Genomic DNA, 18,113 nt, shown 5'->3' with positions numbered 1-18,113 from the left:
TCGGCGGATGTCGATTTACATCCGCCGCCGGTCGACCGGGCCCATGGCCGACTGCGAGTCTCGGCATCGGACAGTCGAGGCGCCTGGGGAGGATCGCGATGGTCGAGCCGTACGAGCGGGTCAACTATGACTACGCCTCCGCCGATCAGCTCCGCGCGGCGCTGGTCGCGGCCGTGGACCGGACCCATCAGGTCATCGAGCAGCGGCGCGGCGAGCGACGCCGCCAGCTCGGCGACCAGCCGGGCCTGAGCTGGCAGGGCAAGTACCGCCGCGATTTCGACAGCGACTTCAACCGTCAGCAGAAGGCGCTGATGGCGCTGGAGGAGGACCTGCGCGACGTGCTGCGGGTGCTGGACCGCACCACCCAGCAGGCCCACGACGCCAACCTGCGGCACCGCTGAGGCCGCGACGATGGGAACCAGTTCCGCGATCCCGGAGAACCTGCTCGCGTACGCCAACAGGTGCGTCCCGGCCGACGAGGGCCTGCGCGACCTCGTCCTGGGGCAGCTGCGCCCGGCGATCCTGACCTTCTTCAGCCGCAACGTGCCGCGCGACGACGGGCAGAACATCGACCTGGGGCCGCTCAGGGCACGCCTGGGCGGCGTCTGCACGACCGGCTCGGTCGACGCCAGGCTGCTCGCGACGGCCAACGACGCGGCACGCCTGGACGCGTGGGTGAAGCTCATCGGCCGGGGGTTCCAGATCGCGGGCGAGCAGGGGCCGCCGCTGCAGGGCCCGCTGCCGCAGGGCCAGAAGTGGCCGGTGGTGTTCCATGCCGACGACGACGCCCTGGGCAACCTCGCCGCGAACCTGACCAACGACTCGGGCGCGGACCTGGCCGCCAAGGCGAAGGCGGGCGCCAACGACCCGGCGGTGATCAAGTGGGTGTCCGAGCAGCTCGGGTTGCACGGCAACGACCCGTACTACCTCGCGGCGGTGTTCAACAATCTGGACCCCAACGACATCGCGCGGCTGCTGCGCGACCCGGCCAACGGCAAGCTGCTGGCGTACGCGTTCGCCAAGAACCTGATCACGCCCGAGGCGGCCGCGAAGATCGTCGAGGCGATCAGCCACATCTCCGGGGGCTACGAGATCAGCCCCGAGCACCAGTACATCCCCGCCGACTCCCGCAACGCGCTGCTGAAGTACCTCGCCGCCGACCCGGCCGCCGCGAAGTACTTCCTCAACGCGATCGGCACCGACGGCTGGAAGAAGCTGATGAACCTGTACGCGGGCGCGCCGGTGCCCGGCTCGCACTCGTACCCGCTGGAGGTCCTGCAGACGGTCCTGGCCGACACCAAGGATCCGGCCGAGGTCCAGCGCCTGCTGGACCTGCTCGCCGAGAACCTGCCGGGCAACGTCGACGAGAAGGAGTTCGAGCAGATCAAGCCGCTGCTGCAGGACATCCTGCGCACCAACGTGCCGAAGCTGCTCGGACCGATGCCGCCCGCGAGCGACAACATCGTCGAACTGCAGGACTGGGTCAACAAGTACGCGATCGCGATGGACGGGTTGAAGAAGTTCGGCGACTGGGTCGACAGCCACTACGAGGACGTCACCAAGCGCAACCAGTTCTTCCCGCAACTCTTCCTCAGCATCACGGTCGACCTGGCGACCGAGAAGCTCACCGGACTGCTGCCCGGCGGCAAACTCACCGAGCTCTCCGTCGACCAGCTGATGGGGCTGCTGCCCGACTGGCAGGGCAAGCTGCTCGACCTCCTCGAGGTCAAACCCGGCGACGACATCGACCCGCACAAGTTCCCGCGGACGATCGCGCTGTCCGGCATCATCCACGCCCTGGCCGAGCAGGGCCGGATCAAGCTGCCCGGACAGGACGGCAAGGTGACCTGGGCGCAGCTGGAGAAGGACCCCGACTTCAAGAAGATGTTCGAGGCGTTCATCGACAACCAGCCGCCCGAGGACAAGGACAAGTACGACGACTGGTTCAAGAAGCGCCGCGGCCTGCTGCAGTGGGCGCAGAAGTACCACATCGACGGCGGAACGCTGTTCACCGTCGTCGACACCCTCGACAACAACATGCTCGCCTAGCCGTCCGGCTGGGGCACCGAACCGAGGAGGAACAGATGGCAACAGTCAAGGTGACCGATCAGGCGCACGCGGACGCGCAGCGCCTGCTCGGCATCATCAACAACCAGATGCCCACGCTCATCAGCCAGCTGCAGACCACCGGCCGCGCGCTCAAGGACCCCAACAACTGGGACGGCCCGCTCGCCGTGCAGTACCGGGGCGTGTGGGACAAGGCCGAGGGCGACCTGACCAAGTGGAAGGAAGCGCTGACCGAGCTGCAGCAGTCCGTCCAGAAGATCCTGACCAACATCTCGCGCGCCGGCGGCGCGTGAGCCGACCGACCGGGCGGTGCCGCACTCCGGCACCGCCCGCCCGCTCTGGGAGACACGGCGATGGACGACGGTCCCGAGCTCATCGACGGCTACCGTGACCTGGTACGGATCGGTCACGGTGGCTTCAGCGTGGTCTACCGCGCCCGCCAGGTCAGCTTCGACCGCGACGTCGCGGTGAAGGTGCTGATGGTCGGCTCGGACGAGTCGCTGCACCGCCGCCTCCTGCGCGAGGCGCGACTGACCGCCCAGCTCAGTGGTCATCCCAACATCGTGACCGTCCTGGACGCCGGCACCACCCGCGCCGGGCGGCCATACCTGGCGACCGAACTGTACGAGCACGGCTCGCTGCACGACCGGGTGCGCGCCGACGGGCCGCTGCCAGCCGCCGAGGCCGCCCGCATCGGCGTGAAGATCGCCGGGGCGCTGGCCGCCGCGCACGAGGCCGGGGTGGTGCACCGCGACGTCAAGCCGGGCAACATCCTGCTCTCCCGGTACGGCGAGCCGGTGCTGGCCGACTTCGGCGTCGCCTGGCTGCTGGACGGCCACACCTCGGGCACCATGCTCGACGTCTTCTCCCCGCACCACGTGGCCCCGGAGACCATCGACGGCGGCCGCCCCGGCCCCGCCGCCGACGTGTACGCCCTCGGCTCGACGCTGTACCAGCTGGTGAGCGGGCGGGCGCCGTACAGCGGCGAGGGTGACGAGTCGGTCGCGGCGGTGCTGTGGCGGACCGTGCACGATCCGGTGCCGCGCTTGGACTGCCCGCAGCTGCCAGGCCTGGCCGATGTGCTGGCCAGGGCGATGGCCAAGGATCCCGCCGCCCGCCACCCCGACGGCACCACGCTGGCCGCCGCGCTGCGGGCGCTGCTGACCGCCGCCGGCCCGGCCCCGGCGCCGGCCGCGCCCGCCTCGCCGGAGGCGACCCAGTTCCGGCCCGACCGGGTGCTGGTCGCACCCGCGTCCTCGGTGGTCGCGCCCCGCCGCCGGTACGTGCTCATCGGCGCCGTCGCGGGCGCGGCGGTGCTGCTGGCGTCCGCCGTCGCGGTGCGGTCGGGCACCGCCCCCGAGCCACGGGCCGGTGGTCCCGGCTCCACGACGGTCACCCCGGTGGACACCGCCCCGGAGCAGGCCCGACCCGGCATGGTGTCGGCGCAGGAGGAGCAGGGGTCGGTGCGCGTGCGGTGGAGCCCGGCGCCGGTGTCCGGCGGCCCGATGGTGGTGCAGGTGCTGCCGACCGGGACCGGGATGCGCACCCGCACCGAGCCGGTGCCGCCCGGCGCGACACAGTTGCTGGTCGGCGGCCTCGACCCGAACACCGGCTACTGCCTGCGCGTCGGGGCGGTGCTGGGCGAGCAGGCACCCGCGCCGGTGGTGTGGTCGCGTCCGGCGTGTGTCCGTCAAGCCGAGATGCGCGGCCCGTACGCCGAGGCCGCCCCCACGCCGGAGGTGCGCTGATGCCCCGAGTCACGACCCTGCTCGGTTCGGGCGCGGCCGCGCTGCTGGCCGTGTCGGCGGTGGCGGTGCTGGTGTGGCCGCGCCAGCCCGATCCGGCACCGGCGCCGCAGGCCGGGCCGGAGACCGTCACGTCGGTGAAGTTCCTGGTCGACGACGTCGGGATCGCCGCCGCCGACTGCCCGCGTGGCGTGGGCTGGGCCGACGACCCGGTGCACGGCGAGGTGATGACGCTCCGCGGCGCGGGCGAGTTCTGCCAGACCAGCGGCCCGATGATCCGTACGGCGGGCAGTTGGTCGGTGGCGGCGTGGGTGCGACTGGCCAAGGCGCCGGACGGGTACGCCATGACGTTCGTGGCCCAGGACGGCGCCTACGCCAGCGGCTTCTACCTGCAGTACAGCTGGTTCCATCGCAAGTGGGTGTGCAACTGGATGCAGGCCGACATGATGAACCCGACCCGCAACGCCGCCTCGGTCTCCGACGAGCCGGTGACCACCCAGTGGACCCACCTGGTCGGCACCTACGACGCGAGCACCCGCAGGCTGCTGGTCTACGTCAACGGCGTACCCGGGCACGCGGCGACGATCGGCAAGCCGTGGCAGGCGGGCGGCCCGCTGACGATCGGCCGTGGCAAGTGGGACGGCAAGTCCAGTGACCTCGCGCAGGGCCAGGTCACCGACGTACGCGTGTGGGGCCGGGCGCTCAAGCCGGAGGAGGTCATCACGCTGCGCGACGCGGCGACCCGCGCGTCATAGCACCGCCGAACCCGCCCTCCGCGGACCGGGTAAGGAAGGGCACCTTCTTATCGCTTTGCGTGGAAGAAGGCGCCCTTCCCAACATCGCGGCTCAGTCACCGCTCCAGCCGAAGAAAGAGATCTCCGCCGGGGTCGCCTCCTCGTACGCGATGATGTACGCGCCGTACCAGCGTCCGAATCCGTTGACGGCGTGTTCGGCCACTGCCTGGCGTACCGCGGCAGGGGTCGGCCGTCGCGTGCCGAAGACCTGGTCGAGCAGCTCATCGGGCACGGGCGCCACCGCACCGAACTCCGGCTCGGCCGCGACGTCGGTCATGTCGATCACCGAGTGGGTGCCCGCATAGGGCTGCGCCTCCAGCAGCGAGTCGGGCCCGTCCACGACCACGTGGGCGGCACGCCACTCCGTACGCGCGTCGGAGTCGTCCGGTTCCCAGTCGTCCGGGCCGAAGGCCTCCAGCAGGGCCTCCCGTTGCGACTCCACCGACCAGGCCACGAATTCGTCCTCGGTCATGGACAGCGCCGTCTCGTTCGGCGCCACCCGATAGAACGCCCGCGCGTGATAGGCGTTCCAGCGAGCCTGCCGCAGTGCGGCGTCGAGGTCGTCCTGGTAGGGCACATGAGCGTGCCAGGCCGATGCTCCCATGATCGACTTTCTCCCCGTCGAGGTGAGTGGTGGCCGCACCATACCGGCGAGCCACGACATCGCCGCGGCGAGACGATTCGCGGGTCCCCGGCGGCCGCATTCCGAGGAATCCCCGCTCGGTGCCCTGCCGTCTGGTGTACTCCGTAAGAGGGCACCGGGCCCACCGGCCACGGTCAGCCGGGTCGGCACGGGGGGCGTGGGATGCGACGGTTGCGGGTAGGCGGCATGGTTCTATCGCTCGTGCTCGTGGCCGCCGCGAGCGCCTGTGGCCAGATGTCGGTCGGGCAGTGGGCGCGGACAGCGCCCGAGGCGACGCCACCGGCCTACGCCGCCGGGCTGGAGGCCCAGATCCAGGCGATCATGGACAACATGAGCGTGCCCGGCGCGGTCGTGATGATCACGTCGCCGGAACAGGGCGACTGGACCCAGACCTTCGGCCGTCAGGCGGTCGTCGGGAACGCACCCGTGACCGTCGACGACCGCTTCCGCATCGGCTCGAACACCAAGACCATGACCGGCACGGTGCTGCTCCAGCTGGCGCAGGAGGGCAAGATCGGTCTGGACGATCCGGTGTCGAAGTACCAGCCGCAGGTGCCCAACGGCGACAACATCACGATTGCCCAGCTGCTGGAGATGCGCAGCGGCCTCTACAACTACTCCGAGGACGAGCAGTTCAACGCCCGCATCGACAACGACCCCGGCTACGTCTGGCAGCCCGAGGAGCTGCTGTCCATCGCGTTCGCCAAGCCGCCCTACTTCGCCCCGGGTGCCGGGTTCCACTACTCCAACACCAACCTGATCCTGGCCGGGCTCATCATCGAGCAGCTCACCGGCGGCACCCTGCAGGACGCGTACCAGCAGCGGATCTTCGGCCCGCTCGGCCTGGGCCAGACGCTGCTGCCCCCGGCCGCCGACGCGAGCATCCCGGCGCCCCACCCGCAGGGCTACATGTTCGGCACGAACGTGAGCACGCTCAACGACCCCGCGCTGCCCCCGGCCGAGCAGGCGGCCGCCGCCAAGGGCGACCTGCTGCCCCGGGACGTCACCGACAGCAGCCCGTCGTGGACGTGGGCCGCCGGTGGCGTGATCTCCACGGCCGCCGACCTGACCCGGTACGTCACGGCGCTGGTGGGCGGCGGGCTGCTCGACCCGGCCATGCAGAAGACCAGGATGGACAGCATCAAGCCCATCCCGACCCCGGACCATGCCGACGTCGGGTATGGCCTGGCGATCGTGAAGTTCGGGCCGCTGTATGGCCACGACGGCCAGATCCCGGGGTACAACTCCTTCATGGCGCACGACCCGGCCAGCAAGAACACGGTCATCGTGCTGACGTCCCTCTTCGCCGGGCCGAACGGCAAACAGCCCGCCAACGTGATCGCTGAGGCCATCATCAAGGCGCTGTACGGCGAGTCACTGGTCCCGTCGCCCTCGTCGACGCGGTGAACGATCGACAGGTGGGCGTCCGCGTGTCGGTGCGGATGCCCACCTGTCAGCGTGTCGGGCGGCTAGCGCCGCGTCAGTTGTAGACCTCGAACTCGTAGAGGCGGACGGCGGTGTTGCCGTCCTGGGCGGGGGTGATGACGTTGACCTTCACGTAGCGGCCGGTCGCCGCGACGGCGTGCGCGCTGACGTTGGCGGTGTTGCCCCGCGCCTGCACCACGGTCGTCCAGGTCGTGCCGTCGGGCGAGGTCTGGATGTCGTAGTCGCGGGTGTTCCAGGTCGCCGACTCGCCACCCGCTCCGGCGTGCCGCAGCGTGAACGACGTGATCGCGTACGACTGACCCAGGTCCACCTGCAGGAACTTCGTCGTGGCGGTGGTGCAGAACTTGTCCGAGCCGCCGCCGCTGACCGACCCGTTCACCGCCTTGGCCGGGCCCTCGTTGGTGTTGCACGCCGCTGAGCCGGTCGCGGCCTTGTTCAGCGCCACGTTGGTCGAACCCGACGAGCCGGGCGTGCCGTATGCCTCGAACTCGTAGATCCGGGTCGGGGTCGCCGCCGACTGGGTGCCGGTGATGACGTTGATCCGGGCGTACCGGCCAGTGGCGCTCACGTTGTGTGTGGTCGTGGCGGCGGTGTTGCCACGCGCCTGGACCACGGTCGTCCAGGTGGTGCCGTCGGGCGAGGTCTGGATGTCGAAGTCCTTGGTGTTCCAGCTCGCCGACTCACCGCCTGCGCTCGCGTGCCGCACGGTGAACGACGTGATCGCGTACGACTGCCCCAGGTCCACCTGCAGGAACGCCGACGCGGCCGCCGAGCAGAACTTGTCCGACGTGCCACCGGTCCACGAGCCGTTGACTGCCTTGGCCGCGGCCTCGTTGGTGTTGCACGCCGCCGAGCTGGTCACCGGCCGGTTGAGGGCGATGTTGGTCGGCCCGGTGCTGGTGGTGTCGAACGACGGCGGCGCGTCGGCGGCCGCGCTGCCCCAGCCGGTGTTGGCGGTGGTGCCGAGGGTGAAGTCGAGCGTGCCGCCGTTGGCGACGAACGACTCGGCCAGCCACGGCTTGGTCGAGGAGCTGCCGTTGACCGACAGGGACTGGACGTAGAAGGTCGACGCGGACGCGCCGGGGGCGTTGATCGTCAGGTTGACGCCGTTGCCCCGGTGGATGACGACCTGCGGGAACAGCGGGCTGGTCAGCAGCAGCTCGGCCCGGCCGGGTGCGAGCGGCTGCAGGCCCATCGCCGACCAGGCATACCAGGCGGACATGGCGCCCAGGTCGTCCTGGCCGGGGATGCCGCCGGGGGCGTTGGACCACATCGTGTTGAGGATCTGCCGAATGGTCTGCTGCGCCTTGTACGGCTGCCCGGAGAAGTCGTACAGCCACGGCGCCCCGATGGACGGCTCGTTGTCGAGCTCGGACTTGAGCCCACCCGCGCCGGACAGCGCCCAGCTGCCGTCGGAGTTGTGGAAGAACGTGTCCAGGCGGCTGTTGGCGGCGGCGTTGCCGCCCATCTTGTCGAACAGCCCCTTCACGTTGTGCGGGACCATCCAGGTGTACTGCGCGGCGCTGCCCTCGGCGAAGCCGTCGGAGTTGGCCGGGTTGAGCGCGGGCCAACTGCCGTCCTCGCGCCGGTTCTGGATGTAGCCGGTCGCCGGGTTGTAGACGTTCTTCCAGTACTGGGCACGGGCCAGGAACGTCTGCGCGGTCGCGGTCTGGCCCAGGCGGGCGGCCAGCTGCGACAGGCCGAAGTCGGCCGCGACGTCCTCCAGGGTCTCCCCCGCACCGCCCCAGGCGTTGCTGCTTTCCGGGATGTAGTGGATGCTCAGCCACTTGTCCAGCGACGGCCGCTCCCCCACCACCATGACGTTCCAGCCGCTGCTGCTCAGGTCGTCGGCGGTCACGGTGGTGGCGGCGTTGACCATGGAGGTCAGCGCGGCGGAGGCGGCGAAGTTGGTGCCGCCGAAGGCGTAGATGCTGGGCAGCGCGGCGTGCGCCGGGTCGCCGGTCATGACGTGGGTGCCGCCCTGGTTGTGGGTCCAGCGGTCCCACACGCCGCCGTTCTGGTTGGCCTGGTTGAGCAGCGACTGGGCCATGTCGCCGCCGATGTCGGGCCGCAGCAGCGTGACCAGTTGCAGCTGGCCGCGGTAGACGTCCCAGCCGGAGAAGTTGGCGTACTGGGCGGACTGCCCGGCCGACAGCGAGTGCACCTGCTGGTCCATGCCGGTGTACTGGCCGTTGGCGTCGCTGAACACGTTGGGGTGCTGCAGCGAGTGGTAGAGCGCGGTGTAGAAGGTGGACTGCTGCGCGGTGGTGCCGCCGGTGATCTCGGCGCGGCCCAGTTCGGTGTTCCAGGCGGCCGTGGCGTTGGTGCGGACCGTGTCGAAGGTGGTCCCGGCCGGGTTCTCGGCGTTGAGGTTGGCGGTGGCGTTGGCGGCGCTGACGTACGAGATGCCGACCCGGACCCCGACGGTGCGGCCGGAGGACAGGTCGAAGCTGACGTAGCCGCCGGAGCCGCGCCCGGCCACCGGCCAGCCGTCGGTGCCGTACGTGGTGCCGCCGCCGGCGGTGGTGGTCCCGGCCCGCAGCGTGCCGTCCTGCCAGGTGCCGGTGGCGGCGAACGGCTTGTCGAACACCGCGGTGAAGTACAGCGTGTAGTAGCTGCGGCGGCCGATCGCGTTGATGTAGCCGCAGAAGTTTCCGCTGGTCACCGAGCCGCTGATGGTGCGGTTGGCGCTGTCGATGCTGACCGTGGCGGCGCTGGAGCCGACCTCGGAGCTGGACGTGCGCACCAGCATGCTGGCGGTGCCCGCCGGGTAGGTGAACTTGCCGGAGCCGGTGCGGGTGGTGGCGGTCAGTTCGGTGTCGACACCGGAGCCGAGCAGCACCCGGTAGTAGCCGGCGGTCGCGGTCTCGTTGCTGTGCGAGAAGTTGCTGGCGTAGGTGGCGTCGGTGGTGTCGGCGCTGGGTGAGGAGCCGACCGTGCCGACGTACGGCATGAACGGGATGTCGCCGGAGGCGCCCGCGCAGCCGGTGCCGGACAGGTGGGTGAGACTGAACCCGCGGGTACGGGTGACGTTGTACGAGTACCCGCCCGGCTCGACGGTGCGGGTCTGGTTGCCGCCGGTGTTCTCGGGGCTCCACTGCACCATCCCGAACGGGGTGGTCGCGCCGGGCAGGGTCTCGCCGCTGTTGCTGGTGCCGATCAACGTGTTGACCAGCCCGGCCGGATTGGTGACGGCCGCGGCGGCGGGGGTAGGCGCCGCGGTCAGGACCGTCAGGCCGAGCAGCAGCGCCAGTGGCGCGGGTAGCGCTCTGCGCAGGTGCATTGCTTCCTCCAGGTGAAGACAACGTTGTCAATCGCGGCCGCGCAAAGGCATCGGGCGTCGATGCGTGATTGTGCGAGAACCGCCGATCGATCGAAGGTTATCGGTCAGGGCGCGCGACGGGAAGAGCCATCCCGCCGCGAGCGTCGTCAGGCACTTCCGGCCCGGCGATCGCGATGAGGTCCAACAGCCGACCGAAGGCCGGGCCCGGAGACCGTCCGGTCAGCCCAGCCGCAGTGCCAGCGGGGCGGCCGGCAGCGGCGCGGGAAGCAGCAGCGGGCCGTCGCCCGGCACGAGCGTGCCCAGGACGCGGCCGCCGCCCGCTCCGGTCGCCGAAGGGACCGTGCCGGGCAGTCCATGTGCGGTGTACCAGCCGAGCAGCGCGAACGCGATCGCCTCCTTCGCGGCGCTCGGCGCGCCGAACGCGTCGCTGGCCGCGATCTCGACACCGGGCAGGCGGGCCGCGAGCATCGCCATCAGCGTCGGGTTGGCGCAGCCGCCGCCGGAGGCGACCAGAGTGTCCACCTCATACCGCCGGACCTGGTCGGCGACGGTGGCGGCGGTGAGCGCGGTGAGGGTGGCCATCAGGTCGACGTCGGCGACCGGCGGAAAGGCCGCGAGCGCCGCATCCAGGTAGCCGGCGTGGAAGAGTTCCTTGCCGGTGGTCTTCGGGGCGTCGCGACCGTAGTAGGGCTCGGCGAGCAGGTGGGCGAGCAGTTCTCGGTGGACGGTGCCCGCCGCCGCGAGCCGCCCGTCGGTGTCGTGGGCGTGCCGTCCGCCGGTGACCCGCAGCGCGGCGGCGTCGATGAGGGCGTTGGCGGGGCCGGTGTCGAAAGCGAGCGGGCCACTGCCGCCGGTCGGGCGCGGCACGGTCAGGTTCGCGATCCCGCCGAGGTTGAGCGCCGCCGGCCGGCCGGGCAGGCCGGACAGCAGCAGGGCGTCCATGAGCGACACCAGCGGCGCGCCCTGACCGCCCGCGGTGATGTCACGGATGCGCAGGTCGGCGACGACGGGGACGCCCAGCCGTTCGGCGATCCAGGCCGGTTGGCCCAGCTGCAGCGTGCCCAGCACCTGACCGTCGTCGACCCAGTGGTAGACGGTCTGCCCGTGCGAGCAGACCAGGTCGACCGACCCGACCCGGTCGACGGCCTGGGCGGCGGCCGCGGCGAACGCCTGGCCGATACCGGTGTCGAGGGCGCAGACCTCGGCGAAGGTCAGCGACGCCGGCGGCAGGGTGGCCGCGAGCTGTTCGCGCAGCCGATGGGGGTACGGAGTGGTGTCGGCGTACTCGAGGCGGCCGTGCAGTTCGTCGCCTGCCAGCCTGAAGTCGACGACGGCGACGTCGATGCCGTCGTGCGAGGTGCCCGACATCATGCCCATGATTTTCATGCTCGCGCCCTGTTCAGCCGAAGTAGTGGTCGCGCGGCGGACGTCCGGCGCGCAGGTCGCGCAGGGCTCCGTCGGCTTCCTGGCGCAGCAGTGGGGTCAGGTCGGCGGACCGGCGCAGGGTCTCGTACTCGATGATCGCGGCGGCCGGGTCCCAGGTGCTCAGTGCGCGGCACGCGCTGGCCCGCACCACCGGCTCGTGGTCCTTCAGCGCGGCCAGGACGGCGGCACGGGCCCGCGGAACGTCGTGGTGCTTGGCCAGCGACCGGACCGCGTTGCAGCGGTGCAGGTAGTCGCGGTGTCCGCTGTGCTCGCACAGGATCTCGACCGCGCGCGGGTCGTCGACGTCGCCGAGGATGACCAGGTGGGTTGTGCTGATCTTTCGCGGCAGCCTGGCCAGGTACTGGGCCGGGTCCATGGTGGCGGCCACCCACAGTGCCGATGACCAGGCGTCGCCGCGGCTCCGGTCGCGGACGCCGGGCGCGATGTGGCCGTCGCCGCCGCCGTAGTACAGGTCGAACACCCGCTGCGCCCCGGCCGGGCCGGTCGCGACGAGCGCCGCACGGGCGGTCTCGTCGTCGTAGGTTGCCATGAAGGCGGAAAGAGCAGCGTCGATCTCCTCGTACATGATCGAAACCTAGCATCCGGATGCGATCGGCAGGGGCCTCACGACCGGACACCTGTCGATCCGGCACTACAGTTGCGGCGGTCGATCGACATCCCGTCGTCTCAGCGGAGGCACCCGACATGAACCAGGCCGTGGTCCACCTCGCAACGGCGCAGGCGCTGCTGCCGTCCGGTTGGGACGGGCTGGCCGGGCCGGACGACGTTTTCCTGACGGGTCGCTGGCTGCGGGTGGTCGAGGCGGTGCACGCCACAGCACCGCGCTACCTGTGGTGCGAGCGCGGCGGTCGGATCACGGCGGGCCTGGCCACGATCGTGGCCGACGCGTCCGCGCCGTGGGTGATGGGTCGGCCTGACGCGATCGTGGCCGCGAGCGTGTCGGCGAGCCGTGCCGGTGCCGCGCGGCTGCTCGACGAGGTCGGCGGTGACCCCGCGACGCTGCTGCCAAGTCTGGCCCTCGGCGGCCGCCACATCGGCCACACCCGCGTCCTACACGACGGCACCGATCCGGCCGGTGACACCCGGCTGCTGCTGGACGCCGCCGCGGACCTGGCCCGCGAGTCGGGCTGCGTGTCGCTGGCGCTGCCGTACCTGGACGAGACCGACCACGGGCTGGAGTCGGCGCTGGCCGCGCGGGGATGGCGGTCGTGCGTGGTGGGCCGCTACCACCGGTTGGCCGTGCCCGCCGACGGATTCTCCGGTTGGCTGGCCGGGTTGACGTCCAAACGGCGCAACAGTGTCGCGGCCGAGCGCCGTCGGGTGGCGGCGGCGGGGGTGCGGATCGCGCGCACCACCGTGGCCGGGCTGCCCGACCTGGTGGCGGCCGCCCGACTGGAGGCGGGGCTGCTGGGCCGGTACGGCATCGAGTGGCCGGTCGAGCGGGCGGCCTCGATCCTGTCGCTGGTCGGTGGGCAGTTCGGCGACGACGCGATCGTGCTGGCCGCGTACGCCGGGGACGCGCTGGTCGGGTTCACGCTGGTGCTGGCGTACGGCGACCAGTGGTACGCCCGCCAGGCCGGGTTCGACTATTCATTCCAGCGCACTCACCGCGCGCCCCTCTACTTCGAACTGTGCTACTACCGGATGCTGGAGCTGGCGGCGGACGCGGGCATCCGTACCATCCACTACGGACTCGGCAGCGAGGACGCCAAGATGTGGCGCGGCTGCGTCTCGACCGAGCAGCGTTGCTGGGTGGGGCCGGTGGCCCCGGCCGAGCCCGGGAAGGGCGGTGCCCCGTGACCGGCGTGCTCGCGATGGTGGAGACGAGCCTGGCCCGCTTCGGCCTGACCCCGATGCTCGCGGCGCACCGGCTCGGCCTGGAGGTGGTGCTGCTGAGCACCACCTCGCAGCGCTACCTGGGCTACGGGCCCGCCCGGCAGGTGTTCGACGAGTGTGGCGTGTCGGTGCGCCAGGCCGATACCGCCGATGTGGAGGCGGTGCTCGACGCGCTGGCGGACCTGCGGCCGCGACTGCGCGGGGTGCTGTCGGTGACCGACTACAACGTGCACGTGGCCGCGGCCGCGGCGCAACGGCTGGACCTGCCCGGACTGTCCCCCCGGGCCGCGGCGACGGCTCGCGACAAGTCGGCCGCCCGCCGGGAGTGCGTGCGGGCGGGGGTGCCGGTGCCGGGGCACGCCTGGGTGCGCACCGAGGCCCAGGTGCGGGTGGCGGTCGAGGAGGTCGGGCTGCCGTGCGTGGTCAAGCCGCTGACCGAGTCGGGCAGTGTCGGGGTGACGCTGTGCCGGACCCTGGCGCAGGCGGTGGCCGCGTGGCGGGCCATCGACGCGGTGCGCACCGACTACCGGGGGCGACCGAGGCCGCCGGGTGCGCTGGTCGAGGAGTACCTGCTGGGGTACGAGTGCAGCGTCGAGACGGTCGCCGACGGCGCCGGACGGCACGTGATCGGGGTGACCGACAAGCTGCTCGGCGCGCATCCGTACTTCGTCGAGGTGGGGCAGAACTTCCCGTCGGTGCTGCCCGAGGCGGTGCGCGCGGACTGTGTCGCGCTGGCGCACGCGGCGCTGGACGCGGTCGGGCACGACTTCGGCGCGGCGCACGTGGAGATGCGGGTGACCGACGACGGGCCGCGCCTGGTCGAGATCAACCCGCGGCTGCCCGGCGGCATGATCACCGATCTGGTACGGCACAGCCTCGGCGTCGACCTGGTCACCGCGGTGGTGGCCCTGCACACCGGCCAGCACGCCGACCTGACCCCGACGCGGGCGGCCGGGGCGGCCGAACGGCAGCTGGTGTCCCCCGCCGACGGGGTGCTCCGCTCGGTGCACGGCGCCGACCTGGCCCGCCGGGTGGCCGGGATCGTCGAGCTGGAGCTGGAGGCCGAGCCCGGCGAGCGGGTCAGCGCGGCACGCAGCAACGTGGACTATCTCGGGCATCTGCTCGCCGTCGGCGGCAGCGCCGGTGAGGCGGCCCGGCGTGCCGATACCGCGTTGGGGCAACTCGTGGTCGAGGTGGAGCGCCGGTGACCGGCGCGCGGGCCTGGGTGCCCCGGGGGCCGGGTGTGGTCCGGTTCGGACTGGCCGGGTTCGTCAACGCGGTGGGCACGGGCGTGTTCTACCCGTACGCGCTGATCATTCTGACCGCGCTCACCCGGCTGCCGCTCGCGGCCGTCGGCGCCGGGCTGACCGTGACCGCCCTGGCCGCGCTGCCACTGCTCGGCCCGGTCGGTCGGCTCGTGGACCGCTGGGGCCCGCGCCGGGTGTACGTGGCGGCCGGACTCGCCCGCGCCGCCGCCTACGCCGGGTACGCGCTGCTGCCCGGCCTGGTGCCGTTCCTGGCGTGCAGCCTCGTGGTGGCGGTGGCCAACCGGGCCGAGCAGATCAGCACCCCGCTGCTGGCGGCGGGCCTGGCTCCGGCCGACGGCAAGGAACGGTGGCTGGCGCTGAGCCGGGTGGTGTTCAACGCCGGGGTGGCGCTCGGGGTGCTCGCGGGCAGCCTCGCCGTCGGCGCCGGAGCGCACGGCGCGATGCTGCTGGCGTGGGGCAACGCGGTCAGTTTCGCCGCGGCGGCGGTGCTGGTGTGGACACTGCCGCAGGTGGCGGCCGCGCCGCGGCCGACGGCCCGGCCCCAGCGGCCGTGGCGCGACCGGCCGTTCCTCACCGTGAGCGCGGTCGTGACCGTACTGTGGTTCACCGCGCTGGCGGTGGAGGCGGCGCTGCCGGTGGTGCTGATCGAGCGGCTTGGGCTCCCGCCGTGGCTCGTCGGCGGGCTGTTCGGGCTGAACACGGTGCTGCTGGCGCTGCTGCAGCTGCCACTGAGCGCCCGAGTCGAACCGCTGCCGCCCCGGGCGGTGCTCGCGGTCGGGGCGCTGCTGCACGCCGCGCTGCCGCTGGGGCTGCTCGCGGTGTCGGCCGCGACGCCCGGGGTGGCGGTCGCCGCGCTGGTGCTGGCGGTGGCGATGGCCGCGTACACGCTGGGTGAGCTGCTCGGTTCGCAGGCGGGTTTGGTGCTGCTGGTGCGGCTGGCACCCGAGCAGGCGAGCGGCTCCTATCTGGCCGGTCATCAGTTGCTGATCGGTGCCGCCTCGGCGCTGACGCCGGCGCTGGTGACGGCCCTGCTGGCGGCCCCGGCCGCACTGTGGTGGGGGCTGGTGGCGGTGGCCGTGGCGGCGGGGGCGACAGCGGCGCCGATCGGCGTCGCGGCGGCCGCCCGGGGTGCCGGTAAGGTCAACGCGCAGTGATCTCAGCAAGGGAAAGGCGCAGCATGGACAGCACGACGGAGCTTCGCGGTTTCCGTATCCACACCGCCAACGTCGGCCTCAAGGACGAGTCCGACGACTTCACGGTGATCGCCTCCGAGGTGCCCGCGGTGTGCGCGGGCGTGTTCACGCAGTCGCGCTTCGCCGGGCCGAGCGTGGTGCTCAGCCGTGAGAGCGTGGCCGACGGTGCCGCGCGGGCGATCGTGGTGCTGTCCCGAAACGCCAACGTGGCCACCGGCAAGCAGGGCCTGGACAACGCCCGCGAGGTGCGCGGCGCGGTCGCGGGCCTGCTCGGGGTGACCGACACCGACGTGGTCATCGCCTCGACGGGCGTCATCGGCCGCCAGTACCCGATGCCGGAGATCCGGTCTCGGATGGGCACGATGAGCTGGCCGTTCCCGGGCGGGGACTTCGCCGCCGCGGCGCGGGCCATCATGACCACCGACACGCATCCGAAGCTGCTGTCGGCGCGCTGCGGCGACGCGACCGTGGTCGGCATCGCCAAGGGCGTCGGCATGATCGAGCCGAACATGGCCACCCTGCTGACGTTCTTCTGCACCGACGCGCAGCTGGAGCAGCCGGTGCTGGACCAGGTGTTCCGCCGGGTGATGGCGCGCACGTTCAACGCTGTCAGCATCGACACCGACACCTCGACCAGCGACACGGCGGTGGTGCTGGCCAACGGGCTGGCCGGGCCGGTCGACCCGGCCGCGTTCGAGGCGGCGCTGCACGAGGTCGCGCTGGGCCTGGTGCGCCAGATCGTCAAGGACGGCGAGGGCGCCAGCAAGCTGATCGAGGTGCGGGTCACCGGTGCCCGTGACGACGCCCAGGCCAAGCGGGTCGGCAAGACCGTGGTGAACTCACCGCTGGTGAAGACGGCGGTGCACGGTGCCGACCCGAACTGGGGCCGGGTCGCGATGGCGATCGGCAAGTGCGAGGACGACCTGGACATCGTGCCCGACAACTGCACCATCGGCTTCGGCGAGGCCGAGCTGTACCCGGCCGAGGCGGGCGAGCAGGAGCTGGAGCAGCTGCGCGGCTACCTGCGCGGCGACGAGATCGTGATCACGATCGACCTGGGCATCGGCGGCGGCGCGTTCACCGTGTACGGCTGCGACCTGTCCGAAGGGTACATCCGCATCAACGCCGACTACACCACCTGAGCCGCCACCGGCAGACCGGCTGACCAGGCCCGCAGCAGCGCGCCGCGGACGGCGCCGGTCTGCGCCTGGGCCAGGAAGAACGAGGCCGCTCGGGTCAGCCGGGCGGCCTCGTGCGTGTCCTGGAGTCCGGCGCTGCCCGCGGCCACGGCGGCGGCTCCGGCGGCGGTCTGCAGCAGCGCGGTCGCCTCGCCACGCAGCGCGAGCCGCCGGGCCGGGTCGCCGCCGGAGTCGGCCAGGGCGTAGGCCTCGCCGCGCAGGCCATCGAGGCGGCCGCGCAGGCGTTCGGCGAGCTCGGCGGCGTCGTCGAGGCGGTCGGCGGCCGACTCCAGCAGCGCCAACGCGGCGGCGGCCACACCGAACACGGCCGGTGGGGCGTCGAGCACGCGGGCGCGGCTCCACTCGCGCCACTGTCCGACGGTGCCCACGGCCGCGACGTCGGCGTGTGGCACGGCCAGGCCGTCGCAGGTGAGGCTGACCGTACCGGTGCCTTCCAGGGCCGCCAGCCGCATCGGTGGTCCGGCCCGCAGGCCGGGCAGTTGCCGGGCGGGCACGAGCGCGGCGACGACCTGCTGGCTGTCGTCGACGGCCAGCAGCAGCGCCACGTCGGTGACGCCCCAGCCGGTGTAGAAGGGGGCGGTGCCGTCGAGGATCCAGCCGGACGCGGTGGCGCGGGCGGTCAGCGGCCGGTCGGGCAGCTTCGCCAGCTGCGCCGAGGCGATTCCGGCCAGCCGGGTGCGGTCGGCGCCGCGCAGCCGGTACGGGATCTGCGCGCCGGGGGCCGACAGCAGGTCGAGCACGGTCTGGTGCTGGGCGTGCACGAACCAGGTGACCGGGCAGGCGCCCGCCAACACCTCCTGGACGGCGCGGACGGTCGCGGCGGGGGTGTCGACGGTCAGGTCGAGCAGTCCGGCGCGGCCCAGCTCGTCCACGTGCGACTTCGGCATGCCGTACCGGTCGACCCGGGCGGCGGCGGGGCGCAGCACTCTGGCTGCCAGTTCGGCCGCGGCGCCCACGGGCTCCGGGTGGCTGCTGTCGGGCATCGGCCGTGTGTCTCCCGGTGCGGGCTGGTTGGCGACAGCTGCCTTGACGGTCCAATGTGTCGCCATTTAATCTTGGAACCGGCCGTTAAATATAGGTCAATGCGCCGCTGTTCGCACACATGGATGCGTTGGTGCGCATAGGTTCGGGACAGAGCGGTCCTTCCCCATTGATGTCAGCACTGACCTGGCACATCGCATCCGAGCACGATC

Annotated in this window: 15 protein-coding genes; 10 read left to right on the top strand and 5 right to left on the bottom strand. The window is 72.0% G+C overall.

Going from position 1 to position 18,113, the window contains the following annotated elements; genetic code table 11:
* Positions 1-98: 98 nt before the first annotated feature.
* From KUA19_RS12645 to KUA19_RS12625, 5 genes are read left to right on the top strand one after another with little or no spacing between them, the layout of a single operon-like run.
* A complete protein-coding gene (locus KUA19_RS12645) occupies positions 99-401 on the top strand; it encodes a hypothetical protein (RefSeq protein ID WP_217396154.1) in 303 nt (100 codons plus the stop codon).
* Positions 402-411: 10 nt separating this feature from the next.
* The gene (locus KUA19_RS12640; RefSeq protein WP_217396153.1) at positions 412-2,049 is read left to right on the top strand and encodes a hypothetical protein; all 1,638 of its coding nucleotides are present in this window, start codon (positions 412-414) and stop codon (positions 2,047-2,049) included.
* 35 nt (positions 2,050-2,084) lie between these two features.
* Positions 2,085-2,360 (top strand): pyrophosphorylase, encoded by a 276-nt coding sequence (locus KUA19_RS12635; protein ID WP_217396152.1) that lies wholly within the window; start codon positions 2,085-2,087, stop codon positions 2,358-2,360.
* A gap of 60 nt (positions 2,361-2,420) precedes the next feature.
* Positions 2,421-3,815 (top strand): protein kinase domain-containing protein, encoded by a 1,395-nt coding sequence (locus KUA19_RS12630; RefSeq protein ID WP_217396151.1) that lies wholly within the window; start codon positions 2,421-2,423, stop codon positions 3,813-3,815.
* Positions 3,815-4,567 carry a LamG domain-containing protein gene (locus KUA19_RS12625; RefSeq protein WP_217396150.1) on the top strand — a complete coding sequence of 251 codons (753 nt, stop codon included), beginning with the start codon at positions 3,815-3,817 and terminating at the stop codon, positions 4,565-4,567. The genes KUA19_RS12630 and KUA19_RS12625 overlap by 1 nt, the downstream gene beginning before the upstream one ends.
* Before the next feature lie 91 nt (positions 4,568-4,658).
* Here KUA19_RS12625 and KUA19_RS12620 read toward each other — a convergent pair whose 3' ends face one another.
* Positions 4,659-5,210 carry a hypothetical protein gene (locus KUA19_RS12620; RefSeq protein ID WP_217396149.1) on the bottom strand — a complete coding sequence of 184 codons (552 nt, stop codon included), beginning with the start codon at positions 5,208-5,210 and terminating at the stop codon, positions 4,659-4,661.
* A gap of 225 nt (positions 5,211-5,435) precedes the next feature.
* On the opposite strand from KUA19_RS12620, the gene KUA19_RS12615 reads away from it, so the two are divergent.
* On the top strand, positions 5,436-6,656 hold the full coding sequence (locus tag KUA19_RS12615) for a serine hydrolase domain-containing protein (RefSeq protein ID WP_217396148.1): 1,221 nt from the start codon (positions 5,436-5,438) through the stop codon (positions 6,654-6,656).
* Between the two features lie 73 nt (positions 6,657-6,729).
* Here the strand turns inward: KUA19_RS12615 and KUA19_RS12610 are convergent, their stop codons facing one another.
* The 3 genes from KUA19_RS12610 to KUA19_RS12600 all read right to left on the bottom strand — a co-directional run bounded on the left by KUA19_RS12610 (position 6,730) and on the right by KUA19_RS12600 (position 11,989).
* Entirely contained in the window at positions 6,730-9,978 is a 3,249-nt protein-coding gene (locus tag KUA19_RS12610) for a GH92 family glycosyl hydrolase (protein WP_217396147.1), read from the bottom strand.
* A 219-nt stretch (positions 9,979-10,197) separates the two neighbouring features.
* A complete protein-coding gene (locus tag KUA19_RS12605) occupies positions 10,198-11,364 on the bottom strand; it encodes an anhydro-N-acetylmuramic acid kinase (RefSeq protein WP_217396146.1) in 1,167 nt (388 codons plus the stop codon).
* Positions 11,365-11,377: 13 nt separating this feature from the next.
* A complete protein-coding gene (locus KUA19_RS12600) occupies positions 11,378-11,989 on the bottom strand; it encodes a HEAT repeat domain-containing protein (protein ID WP_217396145.1) in 612 nt (203 codons plus the stop codon).
* A 119-nt stretch (positions 11,990-12,108) separates the two neighbouring features.
* Here KUA19_RS12600 and KUA19_RS12595 point away from each other — a divergent pair, with 119 nt between their 5' ends.
* From KUA19_RS12595 to argJ, 4 genes are read left to right on the top strand one after another with little or no spacing between them, the layout of a single operon-like run.
* Positions 12,109-13,224, top strand: coding sequence for a GNAT family N-acetyltransferase (locus KUA19_RS12595; protein ID WP_217396144.1), 1,116 nt, complete (start codon positions 12,109-12,111; stop codon positions 13,222-13,224).
* Positions 13,221-14,468 (top strand): ATP-grasp domain-containing protein, encoded by a 1,248-nt coding sequence (locus tag KUA19_RS12590; RefSeq protein ID WP_217396143.1) that lies wholly within the window; start codon positions 13,221-13,223, stop codon positions 14,466-14,468. Before KUA19_RS12595 ends, KUA19_RS12590 begins: the two co-directional genes overlap by 4 nt.
* Entirely contained in the window at positions 14,465-15,682 is a 1,218-nt protein-coding gene (locus KUA19_RS12585; protein WP_217396142.1) for an MFS transporter, read from the top strand. The genes KUA19_RS12590 and KUA19_RS12585 overlap by 4 nt, the downstream gene beginning before the upstream one ends.
* A 23-nt stretch (positions 15,683-15,705) precedes the next feature.
* On the top strand, positions 15,706-16,863 hold the full coding sequence (gene argJ / locus KUA19_RS12580) for a bifunctional glutamate N-acetyltransferase/amino-acid acetyltransferase ArgJ (RefSeq protein WP_217396141.1): 1,158 nt from the start codon (positions 15,706-15,708) through the stop codon (positions 16,861-16,863).
* On the opposite strand, the gene KUA19_RS12575 is transcribed toward argJ, so the two are convergent.
* The gene (locus KUA19_RS12575; protein ID WP_217396140.1) at positions 16,851-17,903 is read right to left on the bottom strand and encodes an acyl-CoA dehydrogenase family protein; all 1,053 of its coding nucleotides are present in this window, start codon (positions 17,901-17,903) and stop codon (positions 16,851-16,853) included. The two genes, argJ and KUA19_RS12575, sit on opposite strands and share 13 nt — an antisense overlap.
* Positions 17,904-18,113 lie beyond the last annotated feature (210 nt).

The organism is Catellatospora tritici (assembly GCF_019083965.1).
Classification (GTDB): domain Bacteria; phylum Actinomycetota; class Actinomycetes; order Mycobacteriales; family Micromonosporaceae; genus Catellatospora; species Catellatospora tritici.
Note: the sequence above shows the minus strand (reverse complement) of the source record. Positions and strands in the feature narration are given on the sequence as shown.

Bases quoted from the DNA above. Each gene is read 5' to 3' on its own strand.
- KUA19_RS12600 (WP_217396145.1), bottom strand. From the start codon at position 11,989: ATGTACGAGGAGATCGACGCTGCTCTTTCCGCCTTCATGGCAACCTAC.
- KUA19_RS12635 (WP_217396152.1), top strand. From the start codon at position 2,085: ATGGCAACAGTCAAGGTGACCGATCAGGCGCACGCGGACGCGCAGCGC.
- KUA19_RS12595 (WP_217396144.1), top strand. From the start codon at position 12,109: ATGAACCAGGCCGTGGTCCACCTCGCAACGGCGCAGGCGCTGCTGCCG.
- KUA19_RS12645 (WP_217396154.1), top strand. From the start codon at position 99: ATGGTCGAGCCGTACGAGCGGGTCAACTATGACTACGCCTCCGCCGAT.
- KUA19_RS12640 (WP_217396153.1), top strand. From the start codon at position 412: ATGGGAACCAGTTCCGCGATCCCGGAGAACCTGCTCGCGTACGCCAAC.
- KUA19_RS12630 (WP_217396151.1), top strand. From the start codon at position 2,421: ATGGACGACGGTCCCGAGCTCATCGACGGCTACCGTGACCTGGTACGG.
- KUA19_RS12610 (WP_217396147.1), bottom strand. From the start codon at position 9,978: ATGCACCTGCGCAGAGCGCTACCCGCGCCACTGGCGCTGCTGCTCGGC.
- KUA19_RS12625 (WP_217396150.1), top strand. From the start codon at position 3,815: ATGCCCCGAGTCACGACCCTGCTCGGTTCGGGCGCGGCCGCGCTGCTG.
- KUA19_RS12620 (WP_217396149.1), bottom strand. From the start codon at position 5,210: ATGGGAGCATCGGCCTGGCACGCTCATGTGCCCTACCAGGACGACCTC.
- KUA19_RS12605 (WP_217396146.1), bottom strand. From the start codon at position 11,364: ATGAAAATCATGGGCATGATGTCGGGCACCTCGCACGACGGCATCGAC.
- KUA19_RS12575 (WP_217396140.1), bottom strand. From the start codon at position 17,903: ATGCCCGACAGCAGCCACCCGGAGCCCGTGGGCGCCGCGGCCGAACTG.
- argJ (WP_217396141.1), top strand. From the start codon at position 15,706: ATGGACAGCACGACGGAGCTTCGCGGTTTCCGTATCCACACCGCCAAC.
- KUA19_RS12615 (WP_217396148.1), top strand. From the start codon at position 5,436: ATGGTTCTATCGCTCGTGCTCGTGGCCGCCGCGAGCGCCTGTGGCCAG.